The following is a 19,757-nucleotide window of genomic DNA, read 5'->3' on the forward strand; positions in this document are numbered from 1 at the left end:
CCGCATGGACGACCTCTCGTGACTGACCTTACCGAACTCGGCATCCGCGACATTCGCGACGGCGTGCGCGCCGGCACGTTCACCGCGCGCGAGGTGGCCGAGGCCTTCTCCGCCGCGGTCGCTGCCGCCAAGCCGCTCAACGCCTTTCTGGTCGAGACCCCCGAGCACGCACTCGCCGCCGCCGATGCCGCCGATGCGGCGCGCGCCGCGGGCGCGGCGCCCAAACCGCTCGCGGGCGTGCCGATCGGGATGAAGGACCTGTTCTGCACCAAGGGCGTGCCGAGCACCGCGGCGAGTCATATCCTTGAGGGCTTCACTCCCGAATATGAGTCTACCGTCTCGCAGAAGTTGTGGGACGCGGGCGCGGGCATGCTCGGCAAGCTCAACATGGACCAGTTCGCGATGGGCTCGTCCAACGAAACGAGTTTCTTCGGCAACGTGGTCAGCCCGTGGCGCCGCGCCGACGGTGGCAACGCGCCGCTCGCGCCGGGCGGCTCGTCGGGCGGCAGCTCGGCCGCGGTGGCGGCACGGATCGCGCCGGGCGCGACCGGCACCGACACCGGCGGCTCGATCCGCCAGCCGGCGGCGTTCACCGGTATCTCGGGGATCAAGCCGACCTACGGCCGCTGCTCGCGCTGGGGCGTGATCGCCTTCGCCTCGTCGCTCGATCAGGCCGGGCCGATGGCGCGCGACGTGCGCGATTGCGCGATCATGCTCGAGGCAATGGCGGGCTTCGACCCGAAGGATGCGACCTCGCTCGATCTCGAGGTGCCGCGCTGGGAGGCAGGGCTCAACGCCTCGCTCAAGGGCAAGCGCGTCGGCATTCCCAAGGAGTATCGCGTCGACGACATGCCGGCCGAGATCGACGCGTTGTGGCAGCGCGGGATCGACTGGCTGCGCGACGCCGGCGCCGAGATCGTCGAGGTGTCGCTGCCGCACACGCGCTACGCGCTGCCGGCCTATTACATCATCGCTCCGGCGGAAGCCTCGTCCAACCTCGCACGCTACGACGGCGTCCGCTACGGCCTGCGTGACCTGCCCGATGGCGCCAACCTGCAGGAGATGTATGCGCAGACCCGCGCCGAGGGCTTCGGCGACGAGGTCAAGCGTCGGATCCTGATCGGCACCTATGTGCTGTCAGCGGGTTTCTATGACGCGTATTATACTCAGGCGCAGAAGGTGCGCACGATGATCGCGCGCGACTTCGAGCGCGCCTGGGCGGCGTGCGACGTGCTGCTGACGCCGACCGCGCCTTCGGCAGCCTTCGCACTTGGCGAGAAGGCGGCCGACCCGCTGGCGATGTACCTCAACGACGTCTTCACCGTGCCGTCGTCGCTCGCTGGTCTGCCCGCGATGAGCGTGCCGGGCGGCATCGACGCGGGTGGGCTGCCGCTGGGGTTGCAGATCATCGGCAAGCCGCTCGACGAGCAGGGCGTGCTGGACGCCGCGCTGGCGATCGAGGAACGCGCCGGCTTCGTCGCGCGACCTGGGCGCTGGTGGTAGACCGCTTTGAGCGCGAGTGTTACCCTCGGTAACACTGGAGGAACGATGCACGCTCCGCTCGAGAGGCGCACCCGCACCAACATGACCAGCAAGGGACAGGTGCTGATCCCCAAGGACGTGCGCGACCTGATCGGGTTGGTTCCGGGTGCACCGGTCGACGTGGGCGTGAACGACCGCGGGGAGGCGGTCGTGGTGCCGAGTGCCGTCGCGGCCGCGGAGACGACCGAGGAGCGGGCGCAGCGGCTCGACCGGCTGTTCGCCGGCGTCGATGCCGATCCGCTCTTCGATCGACCGAGCGACGAGATCATGCGCGCGCTTCGTGGCGACGAGCGCCTCCCGTGATCTTCCTCGACACCAGCGTCGTGATCGATCTGTTCGGTGCCCAGCAGAGCGTCGGCGCGGCATGGTCGCGCGAGGCGTATCGCGCGGTCGCCGACCGGCTGCTGATGGTCAATCTGGTGGTCGTGGCCGAACTCGCGGGCTATGCGACTCGACCGGAGCGGCTGCTCGATCGCCTTCAGGCGTTTCGGATCACTGCCGTCGATCTCACCGTCGATGCGTGCTTCGCTGCCGGGACCGCCTTTCGCGAATATCGCCGCCGCGGCGGCGCCCGTGACGCGATGCTCGCCGATTTCCTGATTGCGGGGCACGCCGTCGCGCTGCGCGCGTCGCTCATGACGCGCGACCGCCGGCTCACCTCCTATTTCCCCGACCTCACCCTCATCACACCCGAGACCGATCATGGCTGACGCATCCACTCCCTATCGAATCAAGGGCGGCACCGGCGAGTGGGAGGTCGTGGTCGGCCTCGAGGTCCACGCCCAGGTGACAAGCCAGGCCAAGCTTTTCTCGGGCGCTGCCACGGCCTTTGGCGCCGAGCCCAACACCCAGGTCTCGCTAGTCGACGCGGCGATGCCTGGCATGCTGCCCGTGCCCAACCGCGAGTGCATCCGCCAGGCGGTGCGCACCGGCATGGCGATCGACGCGCAGATCAACCGCTGGTCGCGCTTCGACCGCAAGAACTATTTTTACGCCGATCTGCCGCAAGGTTATCAGATTTCTCAGCTTTATCATCCGCTTGTCGGCGAAGGCTCGGTCGAGATCGAGGACGGCGAGACGATCAAGACGATTGGCGTCGAGCGCATCCACGTCGAGCAGGACGCGGGCAAGCTGATGCACGACCAGCATCCCACGCGTTCCTACGTCGACCTCAATCGATCGGGCGTGGCGCTGATGGAGATCGTCAGCCGACCAGACATGCGTTCTCCATCAGAAGCAGGAGCTTACCTGCGTAAGCTGCGGGCAATTCTGCGCTACGTGGGCTCGTGCGACGGCAACATGGAGGAGGGCTCCATGCGCGCCGACGTCAATGTCAGCGTGCGGCGGCCCGGCGCGGAGTTCGGAACGCGCACCGAGACCAAGAACGTCAATTCGGTCCGCTTCGTGATGGCGGCGATTGAGCATGAGGCGAAGCGCCAGGTCGAGTTGATCGAGAGCGGCGGCACCGTCGTGCAGGAGACGCGATTGTTCAACCCCGACAGCGGCACGACGCGGTCGATGCGCTCCAAGGAGGACGCGCACGATTACCGCTACTTCCCTGATCCCGACCTGCTGCCGCTGGAGCTGGACGAGGCCTTCCTCGAGGCCTGCCGCGCGAGTCTGCCCGAACTGCCCGACGCCAAGCGCCAGCGCTACGAGTCGCTCGGCATCACGCCGTACAATGCCGAGGTGCTCACCGCCGAGGTGGAGAGCGCGCGCTGGTTCGACGCGCTGTTGGAACAGGGCGCGGCGCCGGTCGCGGCGGCGAATTGGGTGACCAGCGAGTTGTTTGGCGCGCTCAATCGCCTGGGCACCTCGATCGGCGACAGCCCGGTGCAGCCGGGTCAGGCCGCCGAGCTGCTCGCGCTGGTGGCGGACGGCACGCTCTCCGGCAGTCTCGCCAAGCAGGTGTTCGAGGCGATGCTCGAGACCGGCGACGCGCCGGGTAAAATCGTCGAGGAGCGCGGGCTCAAGCAGACCAGCGACACGGGCGCGATCGAGGCGGTGATCGCCGATGTGTTGTCCAAGAACCCGGGCCAGCTGGAGCAGTATCGCGGCGGTAAGGTGGCTTTGTTCGGCTTCTTCGTCGGGCAGACGATGAAGGCGATGGGCGGAAAGGCAAATCCGCAGGTCGTCAATGACTTGCTGAAGAAGGCGCTGAACTGAGCCAGTCGCCCGCTTGCCGGTCGGCAGGCGGGCGGTAATTTCTCTCTCAGCGGCGGGATCGTCGACGAGGGGGAATGGATGTCAGTCTGTCGCGCCGCCGTGGCGGCCTGCTGTGTCGCGCTCGTCGCCGTCGGGGCCGCTGAGCCGGCAGTGGCGCAGGAGCGATCGGCGGTGCGGCCTGGCTTCACCCTGCCGCGCGGCGCCGCGCATATCCTGCTGCTGCGCCCACGTATCACGGTCGGTGCGCAGTCGACCGCGGGTCTCTTTCAGGCCAACGCCGACTGGACCGCACAGGCGCGTGAGCAGATCGACGCTGCGCTGGCGGCGGCGCAGCGCACGTTCGGCAACGACGTGGTGCGCGCGCCCGAGGCGATCGGCACCGACACGCGGCTGATCGCCGACTATCAGGCGCTGTTCGCGGTCGTCGCCCAGTCGGTGATCGACTATCAGTTCTTCAAGGGCAATCGCCTGCCGACGAAGAAGCGCGCCGGCCAGTTCGACTGGACGCTCGGCCCGGACGTGGCGCGGATCGCGCGCGGGCAGGGGTGCGACTATGCACTCTTCGTCGATACCGAAGACGCTTATGGCTCGACCGGGCGCAAGATCTTTCAGCTGCTCGCTGCGGTGACGGTCGGGGTCGGGGTCAGGTCGGGCGAGCACATGGGCTATGCCGGGCTCGTCGACCTGCGCACCGGCGATCTGGTGTGGCTCAACGCAGACCGGCAGATGGGCGGCGACGTGCGCACCTCGGAGGGTGCCGCCAAGCGGGTCGCCGAGCTGCTCGAGGGCTTCCCCGGCCGCGCCGAGGTGCCGGTGACCCCCATCGCCGCGTTGAAGGCGCGTTGATGTCGCGCCCGATCGTCGGCGTGGCGCTGGCGCTCGCCGCGCTCTGTCTCCCGGTCGCGGCGCCAGCGGCCGACCTGACGCTGCCGCCGTTCGTGAGCGCGTATCAGCCACGTACCGCGGCTGAGCGCGGTATCTGGATGCAGGCCGACGAGGACGAGCGTCAGTTGCGCGATTCGCACCTGTTGATCGACGACGCCACACTCAATGCCTTCGTCCGCCACGTGCTGTGCCGCACTGTGGGTGAGGAACGCTGCCACGCCGTCCGGCTGTACGTGCTTCGCGTCCCGGCGATGAACGCCATCACCAGCCCCAGCGGCGGGATCTCGGTGTGGAGCGGGCTGCTGTTGCGGCTGCGCGACGAGGCCGAGCTCGGCGCAGTCCTGGGGCATGAGTTCGCGCATTTCGAGCAGCGTCACACCTTGGCGCTCGAGCACCGCCGGCTTGGCGCGGCCGATCTGGTCGCCTGGACGGCGCTGTTCGCGGGCGGGGCAGCGCCGCTGGTCAAGCTGATCACAACCGCCAGCACCTATTCCTTCAGCCGCGCGCAGGAGAGCGAGGCCGACTCGCTCGGCCTCCGCTTCGTCGCCGCCGCCGGCTATGATCCGAGTCATGTCGCCGGGGTGTGGACCCGCCAGATGGATGAGGCCGACGCCAGGGCGGCGGGCCGGAAGCAGCGCTCGCGCCGCTATGATGGCGTCTCTCTCCTCTCCACGCACCCGACCGACCTGCAGCGCATGACCGCGCTACGCGCCGCCGCGGCGACGCTACCCGCCGGCGGCGTCACCGAGGCGGCGGCCTATGCCGCGGCGCTGCGGCCGTGGCGCGCGGCGTTCCTGGCCGATCAGATCAAGCTCAACGATTTCGGCGGCACCGACTATCTGCTCGGCCAGCTGGCACAGGACGGCTGGAGCGAGGAGCTGCTGTTCGCGCGCGCCGAGCTCTACCGCCAGCGCGGCAACCCGCGCGACTTGGTCGTCGCGGCCGACTTCTACCGTCAGGCGCTCGCGCTCGACCAGCGCCACGCCGAGAGCCACCGTGGGCTCGGCATGGCGCTGTTGCGGGGCGGCGAGTCAGAAGAAGGCCGCGCCGAGCTGCGGCGCTATCTCGAGCTCGCGCCCGCTGCCGGCGACGCCGCGATGGTTCGCGCGCTCGTCTCGGAAAGGATTACTCGATGAACCGCCCTCTCGGCACGTGCGCGCTGCTGATCGTCGCCACCGCCGCGCCCGCGCTCGCGGGCAACCGCCTGATCGACAGTGGTCACCCTGTCGCGGTGGCGCACGACACGCTGACGGTGACGCCCGATCGCGAGTGGAACGAGCTCGGCTGGCGGCCGGGCCCGCGCTGTGATCGCTGGACGCTCGATGGCCAGGCGCTCAATGCGGTCACATTCTGCGGCGCGATCGCGAGCGGCCGGCCGCTGTTCCGCGAGGCGTCGAAACACGAGCGGCCATTGCCACTTTTCTCCACGACCATGCTGCTCACCGACGTGCCTGATCTCGTCGAGAAGAGCTATCGCATCGCGCTGGGCGCAGCGCTGATTACGATCGACTCGGCCGAACCGGCGCAGCTCGACGGCGAGCGCGCGATCCGGTTCCGCTACACCTTCACGCGACAGGACGAGGAGGTTGAGCGGCAAGGCGAGGCGCTCGCGACGATCCGCGGCAAGAAGCTGTACTGGATGAGCTACGAGGCGCCGGCCATCCATTACTATGCCCGCGATCTGGAGAGCTGGCGCCGGCTCGCCGCGACCGCTCGCTTTCGTTGAGCCGGCCGGGGCGAGCGCCGGGGCCCGCTGGGTCGCGGCTCACTGCTGATTGTATTCCTGGTTCTTTACTTCGCCTCCGGTGCCGCTGTTGCCGTCGAACTCGCCGCTATCGGTAAAGCGCGCGGGCTCCTTGCCGCCCTCGCCGCGGGCGACTGCGTCGCTGCGCGCCTCGACCGCCTGCTGGATATCAGGGCGTTCGTCGTCGCGGTTCGGGATTGGGTCGATCTCTCGCTCGGTCATGTCGGTCTCGCTCAGATGCTGGGATTGGCCGGGGCCGGGTCGCCCGCGGGCGCGCCGGGGGCGGGAATATCGATGTCCGGGCCGGGCGGGTTGATCTCGGGTGGCGGCGCGTCGGGCGTGCCGGGTGAGGTCGGCTGCGGCACGTCGGGCGGGCTGACGGGGTTGGTGGCCATCGCTTTTCTCCTTTACGCGTCAACGTACCGCAACCCGCGGAGTTGCCCATTCACGACGCTTGCTCCGGCCGCGCCCGCGGTATAGAGCCCGCCGACCGGCGGTGTCCGACTTGCGGGCGTGGCGGAACTGGTAGACGCGCCAGATTTAGGTTCTGGTATCGCAAGATGTGGGGGTTCGAGTCCCTTCGCCCGCACCAGTCCCCGCGCTTCACGCGGGGTGGCCATCACTCATTCTATTCCAGACGAAAGCGGCCTATGCAGACTGTCGAGACGTTGAACGAGGGCCTGAAGCGCGCCTATACCGTGACCATCCCCGCCAGCGCGATCGCGGGACGGGTCGACGCCGAGCTGAAGCGCGTCGCGCCGCAGATCCGCATGCCCGGCTTCCGCCCCGGCAAGGTGCCCGCCAATCTGGTGCGCAAGATGCACGGCCCGGCGCTGCACCAGGACGCGCTCAACACCTCGATCCAGGAGGGCATCCAGGCGCTGATCAGCGAGAAGCAGCTGCGCCCCGCGATGCAGCCGTCGGTCGAGCTGGCCGAGGGTTATGAGGCGGGCAAGGACGCCGAGCTCAAGGTCGAGCTGGAGGTGCTGCCGCAGGTACCGGCCCCCGCGATCGAGGGGCTGAAGCTGGAGCGTCTCACCGTGCCGGTCGACGATGCGGCGATCGACGTGCAGCTCAAGCGCTTCGCCGACATGCAAAAGCGCTGGGAGGATGCCGGCGACAAGGCGGCCGAGACCGGTGATCAGGTGACGATGGACTTCGTCGGCAAAACGCTCGACGACGTCGCCTTCGAGGGCGGCACCGGCAGCGACATGGCGGTCGAGCTCGGCGCGGGCCAGCTGATCCCGGGGTTCGAGGACCAGGTCGTCGGCGTCAAGGCGGGCGACGAGCGCCAGATCACCGTGACCTTCCCCGAGGATTACGGTGCCAAGGAATTGGCCGGCCAGCAGGCAACCTTCGATCTCACGATCAAGGCGGTGAAGACCGCCGCCGCGAGCGTGATCGACGAGGAGCTCGCCAAGCAGCTCGGGCTGGAGAGCCTGGACCAGCTGCGCGGGCTGCTGCGCGGCCAGATCGAGCAGGAGCACAACCAACTCACGCGCACCTATATGAAGCGCAAGCTGCTCGATCAGCTCGCCGAGGGGCATGATTTCGAGGTGCCGCCTTCGATGGTGGAGGCCGAGTTCAACCAGATCTGGCAGCAGCTCCAGCACGAGGCGTCGCACGAGCCCGACCCGCAGGCGGCGTTGGCCGAGATGGAGGCCGAGCGCGACGATTACCGCAAGATCGCCGAGCGTCGCGTGCGCCTCGGGTTGCTGCTGAGCGAGATCGGCCAGGCCAACGGCGTGGAGGTGACGCAGCAGGAGATGAACCGGCTGATCGCCCAGGCCGCGCAGCAGTATCGCGGCGAGGACCAGCAGCGCTTCGTCCAGTATATCCAGCAGGATCCGATGGCCGCCGCGCAGCTGCGCGCGCCGCTGTACGAGGACAAGGTCGTCGACTTCCTGTTCGACAAGGCCGAGGTGACCGAGCGCGAGACGACGCGCGAGGAACTCGAGGCGGCGATCGAGAGCGAGGACGGCTTCGCGACCGGCACGCACCACCACGACCACGACAATCACAAGCCCAAGCAGACGCGTGGCAAGAAGAAGCCGGCCGCGAGCGACGGCGAGGGCGGGGCGAGCCAGGGCGAGGCGCCCGCGGCCGAGAAGCCGGCGAAGAAGCCTGCCGCGAAGAAGGCTGCCAAGGTCGACGAGGCCGCCGGGGACGACGCTGCCGCTGACGAGGCGACGGCCGAGGCGCCCGCGAAGAAGCCGCGCGCCAAGAAGGCCGCGCCGCTGAGCGAGGAGACCCAGGTGCTCGAGTCCGATCCGGCTGCGGCCGAAACGGCAGCGGGCATCGAGGCGGCCGACGCGCCGGCACCGAAGCGCACGCGCGCCAAGAAGGCCGAGTAAGGGCGACGACGTCACCGCGACAGCGAAGGAGCCGGGTTGCCAGGACGCAACCCGGCTCTTTTACGTTTCGGTCGGGATCATCGTCTAGGATGACGTTAAGGTGAGCGGATCAGGGCGGCGGGACGGCAGATGCAGGGCGGCATGACGGTGGACGAGACGCGGTCAACGCCGCGCGTGGCGGTGCTGCTGCCATGCTACAACGAGGAGGCCGCCATCGCCGAGACCATCGCCGGCTTCCGCCGTGCGCTGCCGGCCGCGACCATCTACGTCTACGACAACAACAGCCGCGACGGCACTGTCGCGGTGGCCCGCGCTGCGGGGGCGGTGGTGCGCAACGAGCGGATCCAGGGTAAGGGCGCGGTGGTGCGGCGCATGTTCGCCGACGTCGACGCCGACGTCTATGTCATGGCCGACGGCGATGCGACCTATGACTCCGCCTCCGCGCCCGCGATGGTCGCGCGCATGCTTGACGAGCAACTCGACATGATCGTCGGCACGCGCGTGGGCGAGGCGACCGCCGCCTATCGCCGCGGCCATCGGCTCGGCAACAGCCTGCTCACGGGCATGCTCACGCGGCTGTTCGGCCGGAGCTTCAGCGACATCCTCAGCGGCTATCGCGTCTTCTCGCGGCGCTTCGTGAAGAGCTTCCCGGTGCTGTCGGTCGGGTTCGAGATCGAGACCGAGATCAGCGTCCACGCGCTCGAGCTCAAGATGCCGCTCGGCGAGGTCGAGACGCCGTATTTCGCGCGCCCGGAGGGCTCGGTGTCGAAGCTCAGCACCTATAGCGACGGCTGGCGCATCCTGCGCACGATCGCGACCTTGTACCGGATCGAGCGGCCGCTCTGGTTCTTCGGCGGGGCGGGGGCGCTGCTCGCGCTTGTCGCGGTGGTTTTGGCCGTGCCGCTGGCGCTGACCTACGCGCACACGGGACTCGTGCCCCGCTTGCCGACCGCGGTATTGGTCACCGGGCTGATGATCCTGGCGGCGCTGTGCGGTTTTGCGGGGCTGATCCTCGATACGGTGGTGCGCGGCCGGCGCGAGGTGCGGCGGCTCGCTTATCTCGCGCAGCCGGCGCCGCGGCGGGGTGCCGGCGACGGGGCTTGAACAAGCTGCGGCGAGCGCCGATGTTGGCCGCCTTCAGGGCATAAGAGAGTTTTTCCATGCACAATCCGTTCGAGACCGGCGATTTCGCAGGCGCCTTGGCGCGCGCCGGCGTCGGCATGCAGCAGACCCACGCCGGGCTCGTCCCCATCGTGATCGAGCAGTCGAACCGCGGCGAGCGCTCGTTCGACATTTTCTCGCGGCTGCTGCGTGAGCGGATCGTGTTCGTCACCGGTGGCGTCGAGGACGGTATGGCCTCGCTGATCTGCGCGCAGCTGCTCTTCCTCGAGTCGGAGAACCCGAAGAAGGACATCTTCATGTACATCAACTCGCCGGGCGGCGTCGTCACGGCGGGCATGGCGATCCACGACACGATGCAGTACATCCGACCGCGCGTCGGCACGTTGTGCATCGGTCAGGCGGCGTCGATGGGCTCGTTCCTGCTGGCCAGTGGTGAGCCGGGCATGCGCGTCGCCACCACCAACAGCCGCATCATGATCCACCAGCCCTCGGGCGGGGCGCAGGGCATGGCCGCGGATATCGAGATCCAGGCGCGTGAGATCCTGCGCATGCGCCACTTCCTCAACTCGTTGTATGCGAAATATACGGGGAAGCCGCTTGCGGAGATCGAGCTGTCGATGGATCGCGACAAGTTCATGAGCGCTGAGGAGGCCAAGGAGTTCGGCCTGATCGACGAGGTGTTCGACAAGCGTCCCGCCCCGAGCGAGGATGTCAGCGCGGCGGCGTGATCCAGTCGTCCGGCGCGGCCGATCGCGGCGCGCCGGCCTGTGGCACGGGCGGGCTTGGCGGTGCGGGTCAACGCCGCGCCGCTACGCCCTTGAAGCCGCACGGCAGAGGATAGATATTGCGGTCCGGCGACAATGCGTGACCGCGCCGGCGATGGCCAGATTTTCGCGGCATTGTACGTTGTTGCTTAAGGTGCAGTGCGATAGCCTGCGCCGCGCCCAGGGCAGGCGCCACGCCTGCGACGAAGGATGATCTGAATGACGAAACTCAGTGGCGGCGATAGCAAGAGCACGCTCTATTGCTCGTTCTGCGGCAAGTCGCAGCACGAGGTGCGCAAGCTGATCGCTGGTCCCACCGTCTTCATCTGCGACGAATGTGTCGAGCTCTGCAACGACATCATCCGCGAGGAGACGAAGTCGGCGCTGGTGGCCAAGAAGGACGGCGGCGTGCCGAGCCCGCAGGAGATCTGCGACGTGCTCGACGATTATGTCATCGGACAGAAGCGTGCCAAGCGCGTCCTGTCGGTGGCCGTGCACAATCATTACAAGCGCCTCAATCACGGCGCCAAGGGTGCCGATGTCGAGCTGAGCAAGTCGAACATCCTGCTCGTCGGCCCGACCGGCTGCGGCAAGACGCTGCTCGCCCAGACGCTCGCCCGGATCCTCGACGTGCCCTTCACCATGGCGGACGCGACGACGCTCACCGAGGCGGGCTATGTCGGCGAGGACGTCGAGAACATCATCCTCAAGCTGCTCCAGGCGTCCGACTATAACGTCGAGCGGGCGCAGCGCGGCATCGTCTATATCGACGAGATCGACAAGATCAGCCGCAAGGCGGAGAATCCTTCGATCACGCGCGACGTGTCGGGCGAGGGCGTGCAGCAGGCGCTGCTCAAGCTGATGGAGGGCACCACCGCCAGCGTGCCGCCGCAGGGCGGTCGCAAGCACCCGCAGCAGGAGTTCCTGCAGGTCGATACGACCAACATCCTGTTCATCTGCGGCGGCGCCTTCTCGGGTCTCGAGAAGATCATCGGCGACCGTCTGCAGGGCAAGTCGATCGGCTTCGGCGCCTATGTCGCCTCGCCCGAGGAGAAGCGGACGGGCGAGGTGCTGCGTCAGACCGAGCCGGAGGACCTGCTCAAGTTCGGCCTGATCCCCGAGTTCGTCGGCCGCCTGCCGGTGATCGCGACGCTTGAAGACCTCGACGTGCCCGCCTTGGTCAAGATCCTGGCCGAGCCGAAGAATGCGCTGGTGAAACAGTATCAGAAGCTGTTCGAGATGGAGGAGGTCAAGCTCGGCTTCACCGACGACGCGCTGACCACGGTCGCCAAGAAGGCGATCGAGCGCAAGACCGGCGCGCGCGGGCTGCGTTCGATCCTCGAGGCGATTCTGCTCGACACGATGTTCGACCTGCCGGGCATGGACTCGGTCGACGAGGTCATGATCGATCGCGACGTGGTCGAGGGACGCAAGGAGCCGGTCCGCGTCTATGCCGAGAAGAAGAAGGCCGGCGAGGTCGCCTGATCTCGGTGGCGCCTCCCGACCGTTGACGCAGGCGAGAGCACCAAGTCCCGGGCGCCCGTTCCCGGCTCGTGCTCTCGCTGGCGCACGGCCTGTCGGCAGCTGGTGCCGTGCGGGCGGTGGGAACAGGGCGCGCTCGATCGGCGGCTTGCAGGCTTCGTCTGGCGCGCGGACGCGGCGTCCCGCTCGCTTCACGCGAGGGACATCTGCTGCGCTGATGAAGCTAGCAAGGCGGAGCCGATCGGTCGCGGGCCGAGCTCACGCGTGAGCACATGCCCGCGCTTACCGCACCGTGGCCGCGGGTAGCGCCTCGGCCTCGCCGCCGTGCGCCTCGCGGACCGAGGGACGCAGCCGTGCGAGGCTACACAGCCCTGCCACCAGCGCCAGTCCGGCTGACACCAGCGGAGGTATCGCTCCCGCGCCGACGCCGATCGCGAGCAGCGCCGCCACCAGCGTCGCGCCGGTGGTCTGGCCGACCAGCCGCACCGTACTCACCAGCCCGCCCGCCGCGGCGACGCGCCCACGTGGGGCGGAGCCGATGATCAGCCGCGCGTTGGGCGGCAGGAAGGTGCCGAAACCCGAGCCGCACAACGCCATCCGCCAGGCCACGTCGAAGTAGCTCGGATCGGTCGGCATCAGCGCGATCAGCATGAGCGCGACGATCGAGATCGCCATACCGATCCCGCCGAGCAGCCCCGCCGGCACGCGGTCGGAGAGCCAGCCGGTGAGCGGGGCGACGATCATGTTGGTCAAAGGCCAAGGGGCGATCGCCGCGCCGACCTCGGCCGCGCTGAAACCATATTCGTGGGTCAGTCGGAACGGCGTCGACAGGAGCAGCGTCATCGACGCGACGAACGCGGTGAAGCCGCCGATGGTCGACAGCGCGATCACCGGCCGCGCGAGCAGGTCGACCGGCAGGATCGGGTCGGCGGTCCCCCGCTCGCGCCGCACATAGATCACACCGATCGCCAGCCCGAGCAGGACGATCGCGGCGGACACCACCGGGCTGTCGCCGTGAACCGCGCTCTCGGCGCCGCCGATCACCAGTCCGAACATCGCCGCGCACATGACCGCGCCGAGCACGTCGAAGCGCCGGTCGCGCGGCGCGGGATCGGGGAGCGCGCGACCGAACAGCAGCGAGGCGAGCGCGAAGGGGATCGCGCTGGCGAACACCCAGGGCCAGGGTGCCACCGCGAGCACCAGCCCGCCGATGGTCGGCGCCGCCGCGGCCGAGCTCGACACCACCACCGAATTGATGCCGAGCCCGCGCCCCAGCTGCGCGCTCGGGTAGGTCTGGCGGATCAGCGCCGAGGCGACCGACAAGGCGCCCGCCGCGCCGATCGCCTGCGCCGCGCGCACCACCAGCAAGAAGGGAAGGCTCTTGGCGAAAAAGCAGAGCAAGGTCGCGACGGTGAAGACCAACTGACCGAGCTGGTACATGCGCTTCAGACCGATTCGCTCGCCCAGTCCCGCGAACGGCAGCAGCAGCATGACGAGCATCAGCTGGTAGATGGTCACGATCGCCACCACCGCCGACGAACCCACGCCGAGATCGCGCGCGATCGTCGGCAGCGCGACGTTGGCGACGCCGCCGTCGATGATCACCAGCGCGGTGCCGAAGCAGAGCGCCGCGACCGCGGCGTAGCGGCGCGGTGCGGGCAGTCCGTCGGCGCGGGCGGCGGCGGGGATTCGTCGGGTCGGGTCAATGGGCGGCATCGTCGCCTGCCCGACTCGTGACGTTCCCGCTTGTTCCATGCGGCCCTGCGCCGCAAGGGTGGCGGCGACGAAGAGAAGGGTCGCAGCGATGAGGACGACGGACCGTGGCCGGCTGGCCACCGGCATGGCGATGGCGGCCGCGCTTGCGGGCGCACCGGCGCTCGCTCAAAGCAAGGCGATGACCGACGATCCCTATATTTGGCTCGAGGACAAGGATGGCGCCAAGGCGCTGGCCTGGGTCGAGGCCGAGAACAAGCGCACGCTGCCGCGGCTGCAGAACGATCCGCGCTACCAGACCTTCTACGAGGAGGCGCTGGCGATCGCAGCGGCGAAGGATCGCATTCCGATGCCGAGCCAATTGTATGGCCGCATCTATAATTTTTGGCGCGATGCCGACCATCCACAGGGTATCTGGCGCTGGACCAGCGAGGCCGATTACGCCCGGCCGCAGCCGACATGGACGACGGTCCTCGACCTTGACGCGCTGTCGAAGGCGGAGGGAAAGAAATGGGTGTGGAAGGGGGCGACCTGCCTGCCTCCGGAGGAGCGGCTCTGCCTGGTCGCGCTGTCCGAGGGCGGCGAGGATGCGATCAGCTATCGCGAATTCGACCTTGCTTCCGGCGACTTCGTCGCCGGCGGCTTCGCGCTGCCCAAGTCGAAACAGGACGCGAGCTGGCTCGACAAGGATACGCTGCTGGTCAGCCGCGATTGGGGCGCGGGGACGCTGACCGCGTCGAGCTATCCGTTCGTGGTCAAGATGGTGAAGCGCGGCCGGCCCTTGGCGGCGGCGACCGAGGTCTATCGCGGCCAGCCCAGCGACCAGCTCGGCACCTATGCCGGGGTGATCACCGACGGTCAGGGCCATCGGCTGGTCGCGATCACACGGCGCACCACCTTCTTCGGTGGCGAAACCTATCTCTGGACGCCGGCGGGAACGCGCAAGCTTGACGTGCCGGCGCGAACGTTCCCGGAGGCCATGGTCCATGGCCAGGTGCTGTTCCGCACCAGCGACCCATGGGGCGAGGTGCCGGCGGGGGCGATCGCGTCCGTGCCGCTGGCCGATGTGGAGAGGGGGACGCTGAACCCGATCGTGGTATTCGCGCCCAACCCGCGCCAGTCGGTCGACGAGGTGGTGACCACCCGTGATCGGCTGGTGGTGATCTACAACGACAATGTGCGCGGGCGGGCAACGGTCTACACGCCGGGGGAGCACGGCTGGACGGCGCGACCGGTCGCGCTGCCCGACAATGCGTCGCTGGGCGTGGCGAGCGCCGACGACAAGAGCGACCATGCCTATGTGACGGTGACCGGTTTCCTGACGCCGACGACGTTGCTGCCGCTCGACACCGCGACGGCGACGGCGGGGCTGCCGGTGAAGACGTTGCCGGCGAAGTTCGACGCCGCCGGGCTGGTCGTCGAACAGCATGAGGCGACCTCCACCGATGGCACCAAGGTCCCCTATTTCATCGTCCACAAACAGGGCATCCGCGACGGCAGCACGCCGACGATCATGACCGCTTATGGCGGATTCGAGCTGCCGATGCTGCCGAGCTACTCGGCGATCACCGGCAAATTGTGGCTCGAGCGCGGCGGCGCTTATGTGCTCGCCAATATCCGTGGAGGGGGCGAGTTCGGCCCGGCGTGGCACGATGCCGGGCGCAAGACCAAGCGGCAGGTCATCTACGACGATTTCGCCGCGGTGGCGCAGGACCTGATCGCGCGTCGGCTGACCAGTCCGCAGAAGCTGGGCATCTATGGCGGATCGAACGGTGGGCTGCTGATGGGGGTCGAGTTCAACCAGCATCCCGAACTGTGGCAGGCAGTCACGATCCAGGTGCCGCTACTCGACATGCTGCGCTACGAACAGATCGCGGCGGGCGCTTCCTGGGTGGACGAATATGGCTCGGTCAGCGTGCCCGGGGAGCGCGCCTTCCTCGCCCGCATCTCGCCTTATCAGAACATCCGCACGGGCGTGCGCTACCCCGAACCCTATATCTGGACCACTACCAAGGACGATCGAGTCGGCCCGCAGCACGCGCGCAAGTTCGCCGCGCGACTGAAGGAATATGGGCTTCCGTATCTCTTCTACGAGGACACGGCGGGGGGCCATTCGGGCGACGCGGACATCGAGCAGGGCGCGCGGCTGCAGGCGTTGCAGATGACCTACTTCGCCCAGAAGTTGATGCCGCGCTGAGCGGTTTTCCGTGCTACAATTGGAACGTAGCCGATCGCGCGAGGGTTCTTGCTGCAACGCAGCGCGATCGGCTAGGGGCAGCGTGATGAATGCTCAGACGATGAACAAGCCAAGTGCCGTTCCCGACACCGTCCCGATCGTTTTCGAGGCGATCGTCAAGCAGCAGGCGATCGCCGCGACCTACAACCGCGGCGAGGTGACGCTGGCGCCGCACGTCCTCTACACCAAACACGGCGAGATCTATCTCGATGCGCTGACACTCGAGCGCGACGGTCAGCCGCCCAAGGAGGCCAAGATCGGCGCGTTCAAGCTAGCCGGACTGACGGGGCTGCGCATCACGCCGCGACGCTTCAAGCCGAGCGAGTTGTTCGTGCCAGGGAACGACAAATACGAGGGCGTGACGCTGCTGGCCGTGGAGGACTGACCGGCTTGCCGGTCGATCGCTACGCTTCCTACGGCTTCAAGCGCCAGCGCGAGAGTGACGCGCGGCGCTGGGGTCGGTGGGCGCTCGCGCTGTTCTATGCGCTGGGCGGGATCGCGCATTTCGTTTTCACCGACGCGATGGCGGCGATCGTCCCGCCCGCGATCCCGCTGCCGGTGGCGGTGGTGGCGGTCACCGGCGTGATCGAGCTCGCCGGCGCCGCGATGCTGCTGCCGCGCGCCACACGGCGCTTCGCGGGATGGGGGCTGGCGGCGTACGCGCTGTGCGTGTGGCCCGCCAACATCTACCACGCGATGCTCGATCTCGGCAGTGATACGGGCTTGCCGATCTGGTACCATGTGCCGCGGTTGCTGCTCCAGCCCGCCATCATCTGGTGGGCGCTGTGGGGAAGCGGTGCGGTGGAGCTGCGCGAATAGGAACGGTGTGCCCTGGCCTGCGCCGGGTCACAAAGCTTGTCGATGATCCTACAACATCAGCTCGCGAGCGCCTTCGCCAGCTCGTCCTTGCTCATCGTCGAGCGACCGGGAATGTCGCGCTTCTTCGCCTCGGCGTAGAGGTCGGCCTTGGAGCGATGGTCGCGGTACGGCCGCGTCTTCTCCGCCACATCGTCGGGCTGAGCGGAGAATTGCTTGCCCCTTCGCGTGTCCGCGCGTTTCTTCGCGCTGGTGCGCGCATAATCCTCGTCGGAGAGTGCCTCGCGCGCGTTCTTCGGCAGATAACGCTCGCCACTCTCCTCGCTCTTCGCGCCAGACTTGGTGCCCCAGTCCTCCTCGCTCCACTGATGCAGCAGATTGTCCTCGTCCTTGCCGCCCCTATAGCCGCCGCCACGCTTCTTATATTCGGCAACCGCCATCTGCGCTTTGCGCGCGGACCATTGCCCCTTCTTGCCGCCTTTGACGCCGGCGATGATCTCGTCTTTGACCTTCTCCCAAAGATCGGGATCGGTCTTCTCGGCGGTCTCAGACATCGCACACCTCCGCCGCCGACAACCCGGAGGCGGCGCGAAAGTCTCAGCCGGCGCTGACGAAACTGTCCATCACGCGCTTGCGCCCGGCCTGCTCGAAATCGATCTCGAGCTTGTTGCCCTCGATCTCGGCGATCGCGCCATAACCGAACTTCTGGTGGAACACGCGCTGCCCGACCGCCAGGTCGCCGCGGCCCTTGTTGCCTATGCTGACCGCCGAGGCGCGGCTCTCCACCACGCGGACCGGCTCGCGCGAGAAGGTGCGGCTGGTCCACTCGCCCCCCGGCTTGGTGCCGCCGGGCGCGCCGCCCTGTGCGCCGAGCGTCCCCGCCGCGCGCTGCCAGCCCGGACCGCGCCCGGTGCCGCGTGCGACGTCGGCGAAGGGATCGGCGCGCTCGCTCCAATTGGCGCGCCACAGGCTCTCGCCACCCGACATGCTCGTCTCGCTATCGACATGCGCGTCGGGCAGCTCGCCGACGAAGCGCGACGGCAGCGAGCTGGTCCACTGCCCGTAGATGCGCCGGTTGGCGGCATGGAGGATGGTGGCGCGGCGGCGCGCGCGCGTGATCGCGACATAAGCGAGGCGACGCTCCTCCTCGAGACTGCGCGTGCCGCCCTCGTCGAGCGCGCGCTGCGACGGGAACAGCCCTTCTTCCCAGCCGGCGAGAAAGACGGTGTCGAACTCGAGCCCCTTGGCGGCGTGGATCGTCATGATCGTCACCTTGGGATCCTCGCGCGTCGCCTCATTGTCCATGACCAGGCTGACGTGCTCGAGGAAAGCGGTCAGGCTCTCATATTCCTCCATGGCCCGCACCAGCTCGGTGAGGTTCTCGAGCCGCCCCGCCGCCTCGGCCGACTTCTCGGCCTGCCACATCGCGGTGTAGCCGCTCTCGTCGAGGATCTGGCGCGCCAGCTCGGCGTGGGGCAGGTCATTGGCCATGTCGCGCCAGCGCGCGATATCGCCGACGAAGCGGCCGAGCGCCTTGCGCGCCTGCGGGGTGAGCTCGTCGCTGTCGAGGATGCGCGCCGCAGCGATCGACAGCGGCAGCCGCTCGGCACGCGCGAGCTGGTGGAGCTTGGCAATCGCCTTGTCGCCGAGGCCGCGCTTGGGCGTGTTGACGATCCGCTCGAAGGCGAGGTCGTCGGCGGGCTGGTGGACGACGCGCAGATAGGCGAGCGCGTCGCGGATCTCGGCGCGCTCGTAGAAGCGGAAGCCGCCGACGATGCGATAGGGCAGGCCGATCGCGATGAAGCGATCCTCGAATTCGCGCGTCTGGTGCTGCGCGCGCACGAGGATGGCGACATGGTCGAGGCAGGTGCCGTCGCGCTGCGCCGTCTCGATCTCCTCGCCGACGCGGCGCGCCTCCTCGGGGCCGTCCCACACGCCGAGCACGCGCACCTTCTCGCCCGCGTCGAGCTCGGTCCAGAGTTCCTTGCCGAGCCGCCCGCCGTTGTTGGCGATCACGCCCGAGGCGGCCGCGAGGATATGCGGGGTGGAGCGGTAGTTCTGCTCGAGCCGGATTACCTTGGCGCCGGGGAAGTCCTTCTCGAACTTGAGGATGTTCTCCACCTGCGCGCCGCGCCACGAGTAGATCGACTGGTCGTCGTCGCCGACGCAGCAGATGTTGCGACGCTCCTGCGCGAGCAGCCGCAGCCAGAGGTACTGGACCGAGTTGGTGTCCTGATATTCGTCCACCATGATGTAGCGGAATCGCTGCTGATACTGTTCCAGTACCGTGCGCTCGCGCTTCAGGATCGTCAGCACGTGGAGCAGCAGGTCACCGAAGTCGCAAGCGTTCACCGCGCGCAGCCGGTCCTGGTACTGCTGGTAAAGCTCGCCGCCGCGGCCGTTGCCGTAGCGCTCGCTCTCGCCTGCGTCGATCTCGGACGGGACGAGCCCCTTGTTCTTCCACTCGTCGATCAGCCCGGCGAGGCTGCGCGCGGGAAAGCGCTTCTCGTCGATGTCGGCGGCCAGGATCAGCTGCTTGAGCAGGCGAAGCTGGTCGTCGGTGTCGAGGATCGTGAAATTGCTCTGCAGCCCGACCAGTTCGGCGTGCCGGCGCAGCATCTTGGCGCCGATCGCGTGGAAGGTGCCGAGCCACGGCATGCCCTCTACCGCGTCGCCGACAAGGCGCCCGACACGGTCACGCATCTCCCGCGCGGCCTTGTTGGTGAAGGTGACACTGAGGATCTCGGACGGGTAGGCCTTGCGCGTCCACAGGAGGTGCGCCAGCCGCGCGGTGAGCGCCGCGGTCTTCCCGGTGCCCGCGCCGGCGAGCACGAGCACCGGCCCGTCGGTGGTGAGCACCGCGTCGCGCTGCGGCGGGTTGAGCCCGGCGAGATAGGGCGGATCCTGGAGGGTGTTGGCTGGCTCGGTCACCC

Annotated in this window: 19 protein-coding genes and 1 tRNA gene; 15 read left to right on the plus strand and 5 right to left on the minus strand. The window is 68.3% G+C overall.

What is annotated here, in order from left to right; genetic code table 11:
- The first annotated feature begins 18 nt into the window (after positions 1-18).
- The 7 genes from gatA to QBJ89_RS01525 all read left to right on the plus strand — a co-directional run bounded on the left by gatA (position 19) and on the right by QBJ89_RS01525 (position 6,319).
- Entirely contained in the window at positions 19-1,503 is a 1,485-nt protein-coding gene (gatA, locus tag QBJ89_RS01495) for an Asp-tRNA(Asn)/Glu-tRNA(Gln) amidotransferase subunit GatA (RefSeq protein WP_277978762.1), read from the plus strand.
- A gap of 45 nt (positions 1,504-1,548) precedes the next feature.
- Positions 1,549-1,845: an AbrB/MazE/SpoVT family DNA-binding domain-containing protein gene (locus QBJ89_RS01500; RefSeq protein ID WP_277978763.1), complete on the plus strand. Its 297-nt coding sequence runs from the start codon at positions 1,549-1,551 to the stop codon at positions 1,843-1,845.
- Entirely contained in the window at positions 1,842-2,252 is a 411-nt protein-coding gene (locus tag QBJ89_RS01505; protein WP_277978764.1) for a type II toxin-antitoxin system VapC family toxin, read from the plus strand. Before QBJ89_RS01500 ends, QBJ89_RS01505 begins: the two co-directional genes overlap by 4 nt.
- The gene (gatB, locus tag QBJ89_RS01510) at positions 2,245-3,708 is read left to right on the plus strand and encodes an Asp-tRNA(Asn)/Glu-tRNA(Gln) amidotransferase subunit GatB (protein WP_277978765.1); all 1,464 of its coding nucleotides are present in this window, start codon (positions 2,245-2,247) and stop codon (positions 3,706-3,708) included. The genes QBJ89_RS01505 and gatB overlap by 8 nt, the downstream gene beginning before the upstream one ends.
- Before the next feature lie 78 nt (positions 3,709-3,786).
- A complete protein-coding gene (locus QBJ89_RS01515) occupies positions 3,787-4,554 on the plus strand; it encodes a hypothetical protein (protein ID WP_277978766.1) in 768 nt (255 codons plus the stop codon).
- A complete protein-coding gene (locus tag QBJ89_RS01520; protein WP_277978767.1) occupies positions 4,554-5,729 on the plus strand; it encodes a M48 family metallopeptidase in 1,176 nt (391 codons plus the stop codon). The genes QBJ89_RS01515 and QBJ89_RS01520 overlap by 1 nt, the downstream gene beginning before the upstream one ends.
- Positions 5,726-6,319 carry a hypothetical protein gene (locus QBJ89_RS01525; RefSeq protein WP_277978768.1) on the plus strand — a complete coding sequence of 198 codons (594 nt, stop codon included), beginning with the start codon at positions 5,726-5,728 and terminating at the stop codon, positions 6,317-6,319. Before QBJ89_RS01520 ends, QBJ89_RS01525 begins: the two co-directional genes overlap by 4 nt.
- Positions 6,320-6,358: 39 nt before the next feature.
- Here the strand turns inward: QBJ89_RS01525 and QBJ89_RS01530 are convergent, their stop codons facing one another.
- Both QBJ89_RS01530 and QBJ89_RS01535 read right to left on the minus strand, forming a co-directional pair.
- Positions 6,359-6,559, minus strand: a complete 201-nt coding sequence (locus tag QBJ89_RS01530) for a hypothetical protein (RefSeq protein WP_277978769.1) — start codon at positions 6,557-6,559, stop codon at positions 6,359-6,361.
- Between the two features lie 11 nt (positions 6,560-6,570).
- Positions 6,571-6,732 (minus strand): hypothetical protein, encoded by a 162-nt coding sequence (locus tag QBJ89_RS01535; RefSeq protein WP_277978770.1) that lies wholly within the window; start codon positions 6,730-6,732, stop codon positions 6,571-6,573.
- A gap of 112 nt (positions 6,733-6,844) precedes the next feature.
- Between QBJ89_RS01535 and QBJ89_RS01540 the strand changes: the two genes are divergently transcribed.
- From QBJ89_RS01540 to clpX, 5 genes are all read left to right on the plus strand, one after another.
- Positions 6,845-6,929 (plus strand) — tRNA-Leu (locus tag QBJ89_RS01540).
- A gap of 58 nt (positions 6,930-6,987) precedes the next feature.
- Positions 6,988-8,691 (plus strand): trigger factor, encoded by a 1,704-nt coding sequence (gene tig, locus QBJ89_RS01545; protein ID WP_277978771.1) that lies wholly within the window; start codon positions 6,988-6,990, stop codon positions 8,689-8,691.
- A gap of 141 nt (positions 8,692-8,832) precedes the next feature.
- The gene (locus tag QBJ89_RS01550) at positions 8,833-9,795 is read left to right on the plus strand and encodes a glycosyltransferase family 2 protein (protein WP_277978772.1); all 963 of its coding nucleotides are present in this window, start codon (positions 8,833-8,835) and stop codon (positions 9,793-9,795) included.
- Between the two features lie 56 nt (positions 9,796-9,851).
- Positions 9,852-10,541 (plus strand): ATP-dependent Clp protease proteolytic subunit, encoded by a 690-nt coding sequence (locus tag QBJ89_RS01555; protein WP_277978773.1) that lies wholly within the window; start codon positions 9,852-9,854, stop codon positions 10,539-10,541.
- A 255-nt stretch (positions 10,542-10,796) separates the two neighbouring features.
- A complete protein-coding gene (gene clpX, locus QBJ89_RS01560) occupies positions 10,797-12,062 on the plus strand; it encodes an ATP-dependent Clp protease ATP-binding subunit ClpX (protein ID WP_277978774.1) in 1,266 nt (421 codons plus the stop codon).
- A gap of 279 nt (positions 12,063-12,341) precedes the next feature.
- Here the strand turns inward: clpX and QBJ89_RS01565 are convergent, their stop codons facing one another.
- Positions 12,342-13,775, minus strand: coding sequence for an MFS transporter (locus QBJ89_RS01565; RefSeq protein WP_277978775.1), 1,434 nt, complete (start codon positions 13,773-13,775; stop codon positions 12,342-12,344).
- Between the two features lie 88 nt (positions 13,776-13,863).
- On the opposite strand from QBJ89_RS01565, the gene QBJ89_RS01570 reads away from it, so the two are divergent.
- From QBJ89_RS01570 to QBJ89_RS01580, 3 genes are all read left to right on the plus strand, one after another.
- Positions 13,864-15,969 carry a prolyl oligopeptidase family serine peptidase gene (locus tag QBJ89_RS01570; protein WP_431522492.1) on the plus strand — a complete coding sequence of 702 codons (2,106 nt, stop codon included), beginning with the start codon at positions 13,864-13,866 and terminating at the stop codon, positions 15,967-15,969.
- A gap of 100 nt (positions 15,970-16,069) precedes the next feature.
- Positions 16,070-16,393, plus strand: coding sequence for a WYL domain-containing protein (locus QBJ89_RS01575; protein ID WP_277978776.1), 324 nt, complete (start codon positions 16,070-16,072; stop codon positions 16,391-16,393).
- A gap of 5 nt (positions 16,394-16,398) precedes the next feature.
- A complete protein-coding gene (locus QBJ89_RS01580; protein ID WP_277978777.1) occupies positions 16,399-16,827 on the plus strand; it encodes a DoxX family protein in 429 nt (142 codons plus the stop codon).
- A 56-nt stretch (positions 16,828-16,883) separates the two neighbouring features.
- Here the strand turns inward: QBJ89_RS01580 and QBJ89_RS01585 are convergent, their stop codons facing one another.
- Together QBJ89_RS01585 and QBJ89_RS01590 are read right to left on the minus strand one after the other, a co-directional pair.
- Positions 16,884-17,378 (minus strand): hypothetical protein, encoded by a 495-nt coding sequence (locus tag QBJ89_RS01585; RefSeq protein WP_277978778.1) that lies wholly within the window; start codon positions 17,376-17,378, stop codon positions 16,884-16,886.
- Positions 17,379-17,421: 43 nt separating this feature from the next.
- On the minus strand, positions 17,422-19,755 hold the full coding sequence (locus tag QBJ89_RS01590; RefSeq protein WP_277978779.1) for an ATP-dependent helicase: 2,334 nt from the start codon (positions 19,753-19,755) through the stop codon (positions 17,422-17,424).
- Between the last annotated feature and the right edge of the window lie 2 nt (positions 19,756-19,757).

It is taken from the genome of Sphingomonas phyllosphaerae (genome assembly GCF_029623345.1).
Taxonomy (GTDB): Bacteria; Pseudomonadota; Alphaproteobacteria; order Sphingomonadales; family Sphingomonadaceae; genus Sphingomonas; species Sphingomonas phyllosphaerae_C.